We start from the raw sequence: 15,221 nt of genomic DNA, 5'->3' as shown, positions 1-15,221 counted from the left end.
AAGCAATAAACCGGGAACGGATGATGAAAATACTCCGTTATGTCGCCGCTGTTTTAATCCCCGTCTTTTTTGTAGGCATTACACTGAAGTATACTGATCATGACCATTCTTCTGATAAGTCCGTGCTGATTACCCAGCCCATATTGCCGGGGGCTGCCAAAGCTATATTGACTTTGGACAATGGGGAAACAATCAATTTGAATAAAGAAACAGCAGATGCTTTGCGGAAGATAGAAGGTACGCATATTCAGGTAGATTCGACCACTTTAAACTATCAGTTGGCACAGAGCACATCTGCCCGGCCGAAACCTGTATATAATAAGGTGGAAATTCCACGTGGCGGTGAGTATGCGTTGGTGCTGAGTGACGGGACAAAGGTTCATTTGAACTCAATGAGCAGCCTCCGTTTTCCGGTTGCTTTTACTACGGGTAAAAGAGAAGTAGAACTGCAAGGCGAAGCCTATTTTGAAGTGAGTAAAACCGGGCAGCCTTTTATTGTAAACGTCAATGGCATGCAAGTTGAAGTATTGGGCACAACCTTCAATATCTCCGCTTATCCCAATGAAGAATATCAGACAACTTTGGTCAACGGTTCGGTGAGGGTCAGTGCCGAAAAGGGTGAAAGCCTTATTCTGAAACCGTCGCAACAGGCCACCATCGTTTCGGGTGGCAATTCCATCCAAGTGCGAACGGTGGATACTTCGTTCTATACTTCATGGGTAAAAGGAAAGATCAATTTCAAAGATCAGCGTCTGGAAGACATTATGAAGATACTTTCCCGCTGGTATGACATGAATGTGGTTTATGAAAATGAAGGACTTAAGAATATACGTTTCGGTTGTAACCTGAATCGTTATGAAGAAATAACTCCTTTCGTCAAGTTGCTGGAAAAGACGGAAGAAGTGCATGTGAAAATTGAAGGTAATACAATAACATTCCATAATTAACCCAAAAATGATTACTATGAACAAGAAAGGACACAAGAATCAAGCTGAAAGAAGCAGTAGACGTTTATGGATAACGTTGCTGTTTTTCTGTTTCACAGTTACCGGTTTTATGCAGGCTGCCAATGCAGTGTTTGCACAAACCACTGTCACAGCAACCTTTAAGAATGCCACTCTTAGCGAAGTGCTGTGGGAAGTTCAGAGACAAACAGATTTCACCTTTGTGTATAGCACTGAAGAGGTGAAAAATGTAAAAGTAGAAAAGTTGATTGTGAATCATGAAAAGATTGCTAATGTGCTGGATAAATGCCTGAAAGGTAGTGGGCTGACTTATACGGTTCATGATGGTGTCATTGCCATCAAACCTGTTTCTAAGGTTGAAGAAATGGCAGCACCACAGCAAAAGACAAAGCTGAATGGTACTGTTGTAGACGAAACTGGTGAAGCCATTATTGGTGCCAATGTAATAGTGAAAGGCACTACTAACGGTTGTACTACTGATTTAGACGGTCATTTTACCCTTGATGTAGATCACCTTCCTGCCACTTTGATGGTTTCTTATATCGGTTATATCCGCCAGGAAATCAAGGTTACTTCTGCAAAGACGATTAAAGTGGAGATGGCACCGGATAATAACCTGATGGATGAGGTTGTCATTACAGGTTATGGTACCTTCAAGAAATCTGCTTATGCCGGTTCTGCTGCCAGTGTAAAAGGAGAGACTTTGAAAGATGTTCCGGCAATTTCTTTTAAAGACCTGCTTCAAGGTAATGCTCCGGGCGTACAGTTCACTTCTTCTTCCGGTCAGCCGGGGGCGTCTTCTTCTTTGAGAATCCGTGGTATGGGTTCTTTTAATGCCAGTAACTCACCTCTTTATGTAATAGATGGAGTGCCAATGCGCTCAGGTACCATCAATACAATGAGTTCGGATGCCGGCCTTGATATTATGTCTACCATTAATAGCTCCGATATTGAAAGTGTTACGGTGATAAAAGATGCTGCTGCCGCTTCACTCTACGGTTCGCGTGCTGCTAATGGCGTCGTACTGATCACAACGAAGAAAGGTAAAGCAGGAAAGCCTTCTATTTCTTTGAAGGCCGACTGGGGTAGTTCTGATTTTGCTATGGATTATCGTCCGATTATGGGGGGAGAAGAGCGTCGTCAGTATATCTATGATGGTTTGGTAGCCGGACAGATAAAGAAAGGTAAGAGTGAAGCCGACGCCATGGCTTATGCCGATGGAGAAATTGATGATTATGCTCCGGTTCCTTGGTGCGGATATACGGATTGGGATGATGTTCTGTTTAAGAAAGGCAATCATCAGTCTTATGAAGCTTCTCTTTCAGGAGGAACGGACCGGTTCAAGTATTACTCTTCACTTTCTTATCTGAAGCAAGACGGTATTGCCATCAACTCAGGCCTGGAACGTATCAGCGGACGCCTGAATGTGGATTTCCAAGCTACCAGCAAGTTGAAATTGGGAGCCAATGTCTTGTTTGCTACGGTTAACCAGGATGTATATAGTGAAGGGACTTCTTATTCTTCCCCTTTCTACACTTCACGCAATGCTGTGGTACCTTCTGATCCTATATACAATGAAGACGGTAGCTGGAATCGTGACTTGATCCGTATTGGTGACCGTAACCCGTTGTTGTCGGCAACTTACGATTATCAACGCGAGTATGTGACCCGTACATTCAACACCATCTATGGTGAATATGAATTTATCAAGGACCTGAAGTTTAAGTCTACATTCAGCTATGATTATGTAATTACGAAGGGTAAAGACTGGAGTGACCCGCGTACTTCCAACGGCGATGATATCAACGGTGGTATGAGCAAGAAGTATTATGAATACAACAAAATGGTATGGGCCAATCAGGTGAGCTATAAAACTTCGATTGCCAGAGATCATCACATTGATGCGCTGGTAGGTTACGAAATAGACGATCAATACCGCGATTATCTGTCAGGATATGCCACTAACTTTGCAACTCACGATAAAAATCAAATCAGTAATGGTATGAAGACGGAATCGGTTGGTGGTAATGATACCCGTACACGTATGGTTTCTTACCTGACTCGTTTGAATTATGATTATAAGAATAAATACTATTTGGGTGGTAGCTTCCGTACGGATGGCAGTTCTCGTTTCCAAAGAGATAACCGTTGGGGTAGTTTCTGGTCAATATCCGGTGCTTGGCGTATTATTGAGGAAGAATTCATGTCTCCAACTAAGGATTGGTTGACTGATTTAAAGATACGCGCGTCTTATGGTGTGAATGGTACCCTTCCTTCCGATTACTTCGGATATATGGGATTGAGCAGCCTGACTAACGGTTATCTGGAACAACCGGGCATCATTCAGTCGCAACTCCGGAATGACGACTTGCAGTGGGAGACAAACTATAACCTGAATCTGGGTTTGGACTTCGCACTTTGGAACCGTATTAATGTTACTTTGGAGTATTACACCCGTACCACCAAGAATCTGTTGATGGACCGTCCTATCTCTATGACTACCGGTTTCAGCAGTTACCTGATGAATATCGGTGAAGTAAAGAATAAAGGTGTGGAACTGGAAATCAGCTCAACCAACATCCAGACTAAGGATTTCTCATGGAATACAACATTCAATATTTCGCATAACAAGAATAAAATTGTAACCCTGGATGGCATGCAGACGGAAATCAAGAGCGGTTCTCAAATTCGTAAAGTAGGAAAATCATACCGTACTTTCTATATGATTGAATTTGCAGGTATCAATCCGGAAACCGGTGCTCCCCAGTTCTATACAAACGATGTGGACGAAAATGGAAACTACATTAAAGACATCACCGAAGAAATCAATAAAGCTCATGCCATTGTGCTTGATAAACATGCAGAGCCCAATGCTATCGGTGGTTTATCAAATACGTTGCGCTATAAATGGTTCGATCTGAACTTTATGTTCTCTTACCAGTTTGGTGGTTACTCTTATGACAACTGGGCACAGAAAACCGAACATGGCGGTAATGACCTGGAAGCTAATATCCCGTCCTACTATAAAGATAGTTGGAAGAAGCCGGGAGATGTTACAAAATATGAGTTATTCTACGAGAAACCCTCTGTAGCAATGAATAAAGTAACGACTACCCGCCGTCTGCACAGCACTGATTTTATCCGTTTGAAAACGCTAACATTCGGTTTCACCGTTCCGAAGGACTGGACACGGAAAATCGGTATCGAGAATGTACGTTTGTATGCATCGGCCAATAACCTCTGGACATGGGCGGCATACGACTATTACGATCCGGAAGCAGTGAGTGGTGGTACTGCCATTTGGGGGACTCCTCCTTTGAAGACTGTAACTTTTGGTATAAATGTAAATTTCTAATCCGATAAAAACGAGATATTATGAAACCATTAAAATATTTATTTATCAGTTCCATGTTGTTCGTCGCTACTTCTTGCGGCAACAGTTGGTTGGATTTGGAACCTTCCACTTCGGTAGATACTGAAACCAGCATTAAGATATTGTCGGATGTTGAGTTCACTCTGAATGGCATTTACAGCACGATGCAGAGTTCGGATGCCTACTCCGGACGCCTGGTATATTATGGAGATGTGACGGGTGATGATATGCAGGCTGTTAGCTCTACTAAGCGTGTAGCTAACTATTACCGTTTTAACTTTACCAAGGATGATAACCCTTCCAGTCATTGGTCTTATCTTTATTCTATCATCCAGAATTGCAATCTGATTTTGATGAACATTGATAAACTGGTGATTGATGAAGACGACAAGGCATATCGGGATGATTTGAAAGGAGAGGCACTGGCTATCCGTGGTTTGGCATTATTCGATCTGACCCGTATCTTCGGTTATCCGTATTTAAAAGATAATGGGGCATCACTGGGTGTGCCTATTATAGAAGGTCTGTCCACTATTGATAGCAAGCCGACACGCAACACTGTGGCTCAATGCTATACGAAGATAATCGATGATCTTACCCAAAGTCTCTCTTTATTGGGTGAAAAATTCAATAAGGGCAAAATAAACAAATGGGGAGCAATGGTACTTCTCAGTCGTGTTTATCTCTACAAGGGTGAAAATGCCAATGCTTTGAAAATGGCGAGCGATGCTATTACAGGAGCAGAAAAGAATAAATACGCTTTATGGACCAATGAAGATTACCCCACTGCTTGGGGAGAAGATGCTTCAGCCTCTAAACCGGGTGAAGTATTGTTCGAAATCGTAAATCTCACTACTGACAGCCCGGGTAAAGAAAGTATGGGTTATCTCAACTCTTATGACGGTTACGATGATATGTGTATCACTTGTTCTTTTTATCAGTTCCTGAAGGAAGACCCGAAGGATATACGTCTTAAGTTGCTGAGTTTCGATAAGAAATATTATGCTTATGTAAATAAGTATCAGCCGCAACGTGAAGAGAATATTGAAGATGCCAATATTCCGTTAATTCGTCTTTCCGAGGCTTATCTGAATGCAGCCGAAGCCGCTGTTAAGGAGAATGATAATGACGCTGCTGTTAAGTATCTCGATCCGATAGTGAAGCGTGCTAATCCGGATAACACAGTGGTAGGACAGACTATCACTTTGGAGAGAGTGCTGAACGAACGCCGTAAAGAACTGGTTGCCGAAGGACACCGCATGTATGATGTTATCAGAAATGGATTGACAGTGGAACGTAAGGATGTAAAAGACAGTAATCTGAGTAAAACCAAGCATGACACGAAGTATATGACGTATGACTGGAATTTCTATATGATTGTACTTCCTATTCCCAAGAAGGAGATGGATGCCAATCCTAATATGGAACAGAATCCTGAATATGGTGGAAGATAATTTAAATAAATGATATATGACGAGTAAGACAAGTTTCATGAAGTACTTTCTTATCGCATTTACTCTAATGTTCATGAGTTCCGGCCTAAACGCCGGAACTTTTGGTTCAGACGGTAAGAAGAAAGACAAAGAGAAAAAAGAAGAGTTATCGGCTGACGGGCCGTATGTGCTTTATCAGCCTGATGGTAAAACGCGTGTCATCAGTGTTGATAAGAAAGGGAAAATTACCGACACGACTTATGTTGCACTACCCGAAGATTTTACTCTGCATGTGGTAGATCATAAAGGGCGGTTTCCGTTTGATGTGAAATTGCATCCGGTGAAACGCCCCGATTGGCAATATCGGCAACCGGAGAAAGTGTTTGTTATGTCCGATCCGCACGGCAGGTTGGATTGTGTTATTAGCTTGTTGCAGGGTAATGGGGTTATCGATAAAAACTACAATTGGAGCTTCGGCAGTAATCACCTGATGGTTATCGGCGATATTTTCGATCGTGGAAAAGATGTACCGCAAATATTCTGGCTGTTTTATAAGTTGGAAGATGAGGCCGCAAAAGCAGGTGGAACGGTTTCTTTCCTGTTAGGGAATCATGAGCCGTTGGTATTGGCCAATGACTTGCGCTATACGAAAGATAAATATAAAGTGCTGGCACAGAAATTGAATATGGATTATCCTAAGCTTTTTGGACCCGATACGGAATTGGGTAAATGGTTAGGAACTCGTAATACGATGCAGACCATTGGCAGCGACCTTTATGTTCATGCCGGGTTAGGCAAGAATTTCTATGACCGTAATTTAAGTATTCCTACCGTGAACGAAGAAATGAGCAAAGCCCTTTTCATGAATAAGAAAGAACGCAGGGCTCTTTCTCCATTGACCGCATTTCTATATGGTAATGATGGTCCCATCTGGTATCGTGGTCTTGTGCGTACGGATGCCAAGTATCATCCAATGGCGCAGGACAGCCTGCAAATGGTGATGGAACGCTATCAAGCCAAACATATTATCGTGGGGCATACCATCTTTAAGGATATTTCTACTTTTTATGATAGCAAGGTTATCGGTGTCAATGTAGACAATAAAGAAAATCAGAAAAAGAAACGTGGCCGTGCATTATTGATTGATAAGGATACTTACTTTGTGGTAGGTGATAAAGGTGTCCTGCGGAAATTGTAGGAACACTTTTCATAGTTTTTAGTCTTCTTGTTATACCTTTATCTTTTAATTCCATATCTTTGTCGTAATAATTAGAAAAAGGCATAATAAGAAGACTATGATAGAAATTACTGATGCCGCCTTGCGCAAAGCCGCAGGCGAGGGAATGGATACTTTTATTCAGGTATTTACCGACAGATATAAAGAAGTGATAGGTGGTGAACTAACTGCTGAATCCATGCCATTACTGACAGGTGAGCAGCACACTTTACTTGCATACCAGATATTTCGTGATGAAGTAATGGATGGTGGCTTCTGTCAGTTGATACAGAATGGGTATGGTGGTTATATTTTTGCCAATCCATTTGCTAAAGTGATGCGTCTGTGGGGAGCGGAAGATTTCGGAAAACTGGTATATAGAGCTAAAAAGATTTATGATGCCCATCGCGAAGATCTGGAACGGGAACGTACAGATGATGAATTCATGGCTATGTACGAGCAATATGAAGCTTTCGATGAACTGGAAGAAGAATTTTTGGAAAAAGAGGAAGGAATCACAGCTATGGTAGCCAGTTATGTAGATGAACATCTGGAACTGTTTGCTAAAATCGTCTGACAAGAGAGTTTTTGGGCAATCTTGTCTGCACACCTACATCCATGTGCCTGAAACCCTTTGCTGATGGGAGGGGGAGGCATGTGTAGGTAAGCTGAAAAAGTGGTGTAGATAAACTGTTTGTCTACACCACTTTTTGTAGAATATTTACAAAAAAAAGACTTATCTTCTTGTCTGACAGTTGATAATTCGATAAATGCTGAATAGAGGTATTTTGTGTGAAAAAGCAGCGTTTTTGGGTCTTATTATCTCTAATATAGGGCTTTCTTCTTATCAAAATCGTATTCCCCCCTTTCTTCTTTAGGATTTATCCGTAAATGACTAAAGAAAGATCTCTTTTCCTTTACTTCTAAAAGTATACACCCTTAATTTAAAATCTGGTTAGGTCTAAACTAAAACTCTATCCCCAATTGTGGGCCCGTTGGTTTTCATCTGTGGGCTATCCGTTTTTCCATCTGTGGGCTGAACAGCCCGCAATTGGAAAACAAAGATTAGAATAAGGCATAGTGATAAAAAGGTTAAGGCAAAGTAATGTTTTACTTTAACTTTATTGCTATTTATCTGCTGTTGGGAAGATGTTCGCCACAAGTACACTGTTTGGTTGCTACACTTTTCCTTTCTCTGATATTACGTTGTTTGTGAATTGATGTTAAATAGGAGGCAGGGGGTGCAGTATTTAGATTAATATTTCATTTACTCTTAAAAACAATGAAAAAATGAGGAGAGTGCAGTGTTACTCAATTCTTTTATCTAAATTTGCAAACTCTAATATTTATAGAACAATGAAAATGGCTAAATTTAAAATCTGGATGGTTGCCCTTACCTTATTAATGGGTGTTTCTTTAACTTCATGCTTTAATAGCGATAATGACCCTACAGTCACAGGATTTGCTTATGGCAAGTGTACAGATTTTTATCCTCCTACTTTCCAATTATTTAATGGACAGAAATTGGTTGTATCGGGTTCTTCAACAACAACTTTTAATATGGGGGAAATTTATGGTTTCTATTACCAATTTGATTCGGAATTGCAATCTCCTGATGCAGCTTCTATAACAGTGACACTTTATAATGGCATTGAACCGGTTTCTATAAATGCAAAGGGTAATGAAGGACCAGTAAGTGCTTCTGAATCTACAAAGGCAAATTCAGCTTTCTATGCATTTTCCGGTAATGTCTCTTTTTCAAGTGGTACTGTGAATATAGATCCGATTGTTGTTTTTGATAATGAATACATAATTGTAACTCCTGTGTATTGGGTGAAGCAGGAAAGCAGTGATGAAAAGCAGAAAGAAGAATTGGCAAAACATGCTTTTGTACTTACTTATGATTTGGAAAGTGTAAAGCAAGGAGATACAGAATTTGTCTTGACTTTGAATCATGTAATAACTGAAACGAGTGAAGATCCGGTTGTACGTAATGTATATACTTCTACAAGCAAGGCATATCGATTAACTTCCGCACTAAATATGTTTGGACTAAAAGCAGGGCAGAAGCCGACTAAGATTAAAGTAATTGGTCAGGTTAACACTTCGAAGAATTCTTTGGAAGGAGCTATTGAACAAGTGTGGGAATATACAGTTAAATAATTTGGATTATAAAGCATTATTCCATATAGCAATGTTACTGATTTCCTCTCCGGCCAAGGCTTGGGAGGAAATTCGTTTGGAAGAGGATAGGCGAAAAGTATTTACTGCTTTTGTCTATCCTATGATTGGTTTATGTGGATTGTCCGTCTTCATCGGTTCTTTGCTGGCGAAGGGATGGGGCGGTCCCGAGAGTTTTCAATATGCCATGACGCAATGTTGCGCGGTGGCAGTATCCCTCTTTGGAGGATATTTTCTGGCGGCGTATCTCATAAATGGGATGCGCGTTAAAATGTTTATGATGGACAGTGACATGCCATTGACGCAACAGTTTGCGGGCTATGCGCTGGTTGTTCTTTTCTTGCTCCAGATTATTATCGGCATATTGCCGGACTTTAATATCATCGGATTGCTGTTGCAGTTCTATATTGTGTATGTGGTGTGGGAGGGGGCTTCCACGTTGATGAAAGTAGAAGAAAAAGACCGGTTACGGTTTACAATCATTTCTTCCATCCTACTGATTGCCTGTCCTATGCTCATTCAGTTTATATTCAACAAGCTGACGATGGTGCTTAATTAACGTTTGAAATCATGAAACAAGCTCCTGTTAATATAAAAAATAAGCGTGCTACATTCGATTACGAATTGGTAGACACTTATACCGCGGGTATTGTGCTCACGGGTACGGAAATTAAATCGATCCGCATGGGTAAAGCAAGCCTTGTGGATACCTTCTGTTACTTTGCCAATGGCGAGTTGTGGGTGAAGAATATGCATATTTCCGAATACTTCTACGGTTCGTATAATAACCATTCGGCACGCAGGGAGCGCAAACTCTTACTTACTAAAAAAGAACTTGATAAACTGGCGCGTGGAGCAAAAGACCCCGGTTTTACAATGGTTCCCATTCGTATGTTTATTAATGAAAAAGGGCTTGCCAAAGTGGTAGTGGCTCTTGCCAAAGGTAAAAAGCAATACGACAAGCGCGAAGCGTTGAAAGAGAAAGATGATAAACGCGATATGGCGCGGATGTTTAAGAGATAATATCATTCTATCACTGAATACAAATGGTTTCTATTGAAAAGTTGGTGCGTGAGCGCATCCTTATTTTAGACGGTGCTATGGGCACCATGATACAACGGTACAACTTAACGGAGGAAGACTTCAGGGGGGAGCGCTTTGCTGACATCCCCGGGCAGATGAAAGGAAACAATGACCTGCTTTGTCTGACACGCCCTGATGTGATACAGGATATACACCGTAAATACCTTATGGCAGGTGCCGATATCATTGAAACCAATACGTTTAGTTCTACCAGTGTCAGTATGGCCGATTATCATGTGCAGGAATATGTACGTGAGATGAATCTGGCTGCCGTTAAACTGGCACGTGAAGTAGCAGATGAATTTTCTACACCTGATAAACCACGTTTTGTAGCCGGTTCTATCGGACCTACCAATAAGACTTGCTCCATGAGTCCCGATGTGAATAATCCGGCCATGCGTGCGCTGACTTACGATGAACTTGCCGATGCCTATCGGGAACAGATGGAAGCCTTGCTGGAAGGTGGAGTAGATGCTCTGCTGATAGAAACCATATTCGATACATTGAATGCTAAAGCCGCTATCTTTGCTGCGGAAAAGGCGATGGAGGCTACAGGCATTCAAGTCCCTGTTATGCTGTCCGTTACCGTATCCGATACAGGCGGACGTACTCTGTCGGGACAGACTTTGGAGGCTTTTCTTGCCTCAGTTCAGCATGCCAATATCTTTTCGGTAGGCTTGAACTGTTCCTTTGGCGCCCGCCAGTTGAAACCTTTCTTGGAACAGCTTGCTGCCCGTGCTCCTTATTATATCAGTGCATACCCCAATGCGGGATTGCCCAACAGCCTGGGACAATATGACCAGACGCCTGCCGATATGGCGCATGAAGTGAAAGAGTATATTCAGGAAGGTCTGTAAATATCATTGGCGGTTGTTGTGGTACGACCGATGCATACATCGCCGAATATCCTGCCTTGATAGCCGGTGCTGCTCCCCATGTTCCTGCTCCGAAACCCGAAAGTCTTTGGCTTTCCGGTCTGGAATTGTTGGAAGTGACTCCTGAGAAGAACTTTATCAATGTGGGAGAACGCTGTAATGTGGCCGGTTCCCGCAAGTTCCTGCGTCTGGTTAATGAAAAGAAATACGATGAAGCCCTCAGCATTGCCCGTCAGCAAGTAGAAGACGGGGCGCAGGTGGTGGATGTAAATATGGACGACGGCCTGCTGGATGCACAGGCTGAAATGACTACTTTCCTCAATCTGATTGCTTCTGAGCCTGAGATTGCCCGTGTCCCTGTGATGATTGACTCCTCTAAATGGGAGGTAATCGTTGCCGGATTGAAATGCCTGCAAGGAAAGTCCATCGTGAATTCAATCTCTCTGAAAGAGGGAGAAGAAAAGTTTCTGGAACATGCCCGCACGATCAGGCAATATGGTGCGGCTACCGTAGTAATGGCTTTTGATGAAAGAGGACAGGCGGATACATACGAACGTAAGATTGAAGTGTGTGCCCGCGCTTATCAGCTTTTGGTTGAGAAAGTGGGCTTTAATCCTCATGATATTATCTTTGACCCTAACGTCCTTGCCGTAGCTACGGGTATGGACGAACATAATAATTATGCTGTGGACTTCATTCGGGCTACCGGTTGGATACGTAAGAATCTGCCGGGTGCGCATGTCAGTGGTGGCGTTAGCAACCTTTCATTCTCTTTCCGCGGCAACAATTATATCCGTGAAGCCATGCATGCGGTGTTCCTTTATCATGCCATCCGTGAAGGAATGGATATGGGAATCGTAAATCCGGCTACGGCTGTACTTTATACTGATATCCCTGCCGATATACTGGAACGTATAGAGGATGTGGTTTTAAACCGTCGTCCCGATGCTGCCGAACGCCTGATAGAAACTGCTGAACAACTGAAAGCTGCTGCCGAACAACAGAAAGGTAATGCCACTGATAAACAAGTTGCCCCTCTTTCATGGCGTAATGGAACAAGTGTGGAAGAACGTTTGAAACATGCTTTGACAAAAGGAATTGGTGACTATCTGGAGGAAGACTTGGCAGAAGCCCTGAAGCTTTATCCGAAAGCTGTGGATATCATCGAAGGTCCCTTAATGTCAGGCATGAACTATGTAGGTGAACTCTTTGGCGCCGGAAAAATGTTTTTGCCCCAGGTGGTGAAAACAGCTCGTACCATGAAGAAAGCCGTTGCCATTCTTCAGCCTGTAATTGAAGCGGAAAAACAAGAAGGCTCCACCTCCGCCGGAAAAGTCCTGCTTGCCACGGTGAAAGGTGATGTACATGATATAGGCAAAAATATTGTTTCTGTGGTCATGGCCTGCAATGGTTATGAGATTATAGACCTTGGTGTGATGGTACCTGCCGAAACGATTGTTCAGCGTGCCTTGGAAGAAAAGGTGGATATGATTGGACTCAGTGGTCTGATAACCCCATCATTGGAAGAAATGGTACACGTGGCTATGGAACTGGAAAAGGTAGGTGCCGATATTCCTTTATTGATAGGTGGAGCTACTACCTCTCAACTGCATACAGCATTGAAAATAGCTCCTGTCTATCATGCTCCTGTAGTTCATCTGAAAGATGCCTCGCAGAATGCAACAGTAGCTGCCCGCTTGATGAATCCGAAAGCCAAAGAAGAATTAAAAGAAAAATTAAGTTCAGAATATCAACGGTTGCGTGAAAAGAGCGTTACGCAAGCACCGAAGACTGTTTCGTTGGAGGAGGCGCAGAAGAATAAGCTGAACTTATTTTAGTGATTAGGGGTTAGTGATAACCCCCTAATCACTATTTCTTTATCTTCTTCTTATACGTCTCATACCTCCCCATAATATCCCTCACAAAGTTATATGTCTCTATTCCACGGAAGTATCCGTTTTTGCAGACAGGGTCGGTGAAGTATTCTTCATTGCTTTTCAATAAGATGAAGTTTTCTACATTGTCTTTCCAGACATACTTGTTCTTTCCATATTTCTCAGCCAGTGCCATTGCATCCTGTACGTGGCCGATACCCGAATTGTAGGAAGCAAGTACGAAGTTGAGCCGCTCCTCTTTCGGTACTGAAGAGAAACTCTTACTGGTAGCATTGATATATTTTATGGCAGCTTTCACACTCTCTTCCGGATTCTGTTCTTTTCCTTCGGGCATTCCCATGGCACGTGCTGTAGCAGGCATCAGTTGCATTAGCCCTTTGGCACCGGCCCATGAAACGGCTGTCGTATCAAAGTTAGACTCCGTATACGCCAGAGAGGCAAGCAACCGCCAATCCCAATCTATTTCCGAAGCATACTTTTTGAATAATTCGTCGAAATGTGAAATCTTTCCCTCACGAAGAGAAAGGATAGAAGTGTGTGGAGTTGCCTTGCTGATCTCAAAATATCTTTTCATACTGGCAGTGTAGGCGGGAGAAGTCATATTTTCTTCATGCCATTTATTAGCGGCTGCTGCCAGTTCCGGACTATCCTTGCGCACCGCCCAGGAAGCCCTTTGGTCGAAACTGATGGATAATTTAATATTCAGGTTGGGGTAATACGTAGTGTTAAGTCTGGCTACGTCATTATCGGCCACCGTATAAGGAATCTTTCCCTGGGATACTTGTGTGATGAGGTCCTCCACTGAAATACTGTCATTAGTCACTTTGTGGATATGGATGCCGCCACCGAGTTCTTTATCCAGATTTACCAAACGGTCGTAATATTTCCCGGGCTTTACATATACATCCTTACCTATCAGTTCTGTTACATCAGTCAGCGGTTTTGTCTTCCCACCTGCGCGTTGCACAATAACCTGGTGTGTGATGACCTCTTCACCGCAATAGATCAGACTATCTTTTAATTCCTTCGTGATGGGGACATTGTAGGCAATGATATCTCCTTCACCTGCCAGTAACTTTTTTATAAGTCCCTGTACATTCCTTGCCACCACTACGCGCAGTTTTACCCCGAGACTTTTGGCAAACTGTTCACTCAACTCGTACTGGAACCCCATTTCCTGGCCACGATAGTTGAAGTAAGAAGTAGAACTGTATAGCGTCAGTACAACGAGTTCACCGCTATCTTTTATCTGTTGCAAATCGCCCACAGCTTCATCGGGCATGGAACCATGCCGTTTATTTCCGCACCCCGACAGGCAGCACAGACATAACAAGGCAATCAGGAAAAGATTAGCAGTTACCCTCATTTAATTTTTAATTTTCAATTTTTAATTCTCAAAGATGCTTCTTTATATACATCGTCAGAATATCGATTGCCACCTGATTATTTCCTCCTTCGGGTATAATCAGGTCCGCATATCGTTTGCACGGTTCGATGAATTGTAGATGCATGGGCTTCAAGATACGGGTATACCGCTCCATAACCGCTTCTGCCGTACGTCCACGCTCCACTACATCCCGTTGTATGACACGAATCAGACGTTCGTCCGGATCAGCATCCACAAAGATTTTGAGGTCCATCATGCTGCGCAGTTTCTTGTCGCACAGGGCAAGAATCCCTTCAATAATCACTACTTCCCGTGGCTCGATATGAATCGTTTCGGGCTCTCGTGTACAAGTAAGGTACGAGTAGGTGGGTTGTTCAATGCTTTTTCCTTCACGCAGCATGGCTACATGTTTAGATAAAAGACTCCACTCGAAGGCATCCGGGTGGTCAAAGTTGATGTTCTGTCGTTCTTCTACAGGTACATGGCTACTGTCCTTGTAGTAAGAGTCTTGCGGTAACAGTACCACTTCACCTGCCGGCAGGCTTTCAATGATTTTACGTACGACGGTGGTTTTTCCCGAGCCAGTTCCGCCTGCAATTCCTATTATTAACATCCGTTTAAGTGTATATTTAAAACAAAACGAGTATTTTTGCGGTTAATATTAATCGCTTCGGTTGACAAATATATAGATAAATCATTAAAATTGCAAAGTTATGGTCAAACACATTGTATTATTTAAATTAAAAGACGAAGCTCCGGCTGACAAAAAGCTGACAGCAATGAAAGAATTCAAGGCCGCTATCGAGGCTTTAC

Annotated in this window: 11 protein-coding genes and 1 pseudogene; 10 read left to right on the top strand and 2 right to left on the bottom strand. The window is 42.6% G+C overall.

Translation table 11 applies throughout. From position 1 onward, the window contains the following. The 9 genes and pseudogenes from BACCELL_RS23365 to metH form a co-directional block, all read left to right on the top strand. Positions 1 to 947: FecR family protein (locus tag BACCELL_RS23365; protein ID WP_007214598.1), on the top strand; the 947-nt coding region annotated here is incomplete at its 5' end. 16 nt (positions 948 to 963) lie between these two features. Further along, positions 964 to 4,320, top strand: coding sequence for a TonB-dependent receptor (locus tag BACCELL_RS23360; RefSeq protein ID WP_034753786.1), 3,357 nt, complete (start codon positions 964 to 966; stop codon positions 4,318 to 4,320). A gap of 20 nt (positions 4,321 to 4,340) precedes the next feature. Then, on the top strand, positions 4,341 to 5,792 hold the full coding sequence (locus BACCELL_RS23355) for a RagB/SusD family nutrient uptake outer membrane protein (protein WP_007214596.1): 1,452 nt from the start codon (positions 4,341 to 4,343) through the stop codon (positions 5,790 to 5,792). 16 nt (positions 5,793 to 5,808) lie between these two features. Further along, positions 5,809 to 6,969, top strand: coding sequence for a metallophosphoesterase (locus BACCELL_RS23350; RefSeq protein ID WP_007214595.1), 1,161 nt, complete (start codon positions 5,809 to 5,811; stop codon positions 6,967 to 6,969). A 97-nt stretch (positions 6,970 to 7,066) separates the two neighbouring features. Then, positions 7,067 to 7,564, top strand: a complete 498-nt coding sequence (locus BACCELL_RS23345) for a DMP19 family protein (RefSeq protein ID WP_007214594.1) — start codon at positions 7,067 to 7,069, stop codon at positions 7,562 to 7,564. A 785-nt stretch (positions 7,565 to 8,349) separates the two neighbouring features. Beyond that, complete coding sequence (locus BACCELL_RS23340; RefSeq protein WP_229123376.1) at positions 8,350 to 9,150, top strand: hypothetical protein; 801 nt, start codon at positions 8,350 to 8,352, stop codon at positions 9,148 to 9,150. Positions 9,151 to 9,181: 31 nt separating this feature from the next. Continuing rightward, positions 9,182 to 9,727: a Yip1 family protein gene (locus BACCELL_RS23335; RefSeq protein WP_007214592.1), complete on the top strand. Its 546-nt coding sequence runs from the start codon at positions 9,182 to 9,184 to the stop codon at positions 9,725 to 9,727. A gap of 11 nt (positions 9,728 to 9,738) precedes the next feature. After that, a complete protein-coding gene (gene smpB / locus BACCELL_RS23330; protein ID WP_007214591.1) occupies positions 9,739 to 10,191 on the top strand; it encodes an SsrA-binding protein in 453 nt (150 codons plus the stop codon). Positions 10,192 to 10,214: 23 nt separating this feature from the next. After that, positions 10,215 to 12,964 (top strand): annotated as a pseudogene (metH, locus tag BACCELL_RS26240) (methionine synthase). Between the two features lie 31 nt (positions 12,965 to 12,995). On the opposite strand, the gene BACCELL_RS23320 reads toward metH, so the two are convergent. Next, positions 12,996 to 14,387, bottom strand: coding sequence for an MltF family protein (locus BACCELL_RS23320; protein WP_044154336.1), 1,392 nt, complete (start codon positions 14,385 to 14,387; stop codon positions 12,996 to 12,998). A gap of 28 nt (positions 14,388 to 14,415) precedes the next feature. Then, positions 14,416 to 15,021: a uridine kinase gene (gene udk, locus BACCELL_RS23315; protein ID WP_007214587.1), complete on the bottom strand. Its 606-nt coding sequence runs from the start codon at positions 15,019 to 15,021 to the stop codon at positions 14,416 to 14,418. Between the two features lie 100 nt (positions 15,022 to 15,121). Here udk and BACCELL_RS23310 point away from each other — a divergent pair. Continuing rightward, positions 15,122 to 15,221, top strand: a 100-nt coding sequence (locus BACCELL_RS23310; RefSeq protein ID WP_007214586.1) for a Dabb family protein, incomplete at its 3' end; no start/stop codon positions are given.

The sequence above is a fragment of the Bacteroides cellulosilyticus DSM 14838 genome (assembly GCF_000158035.1).
GTDB classification, from domain to species: domain Bacteria; phylum Bacteroidota; class Bacteroidia; order Bacteroidales; family Bacteroidaceae; genus Bacteroides; species Bacteroides cellulosilyticus.
This window is presented reverse-complemented; position numbering and strand designations above follow the sequence as displayed.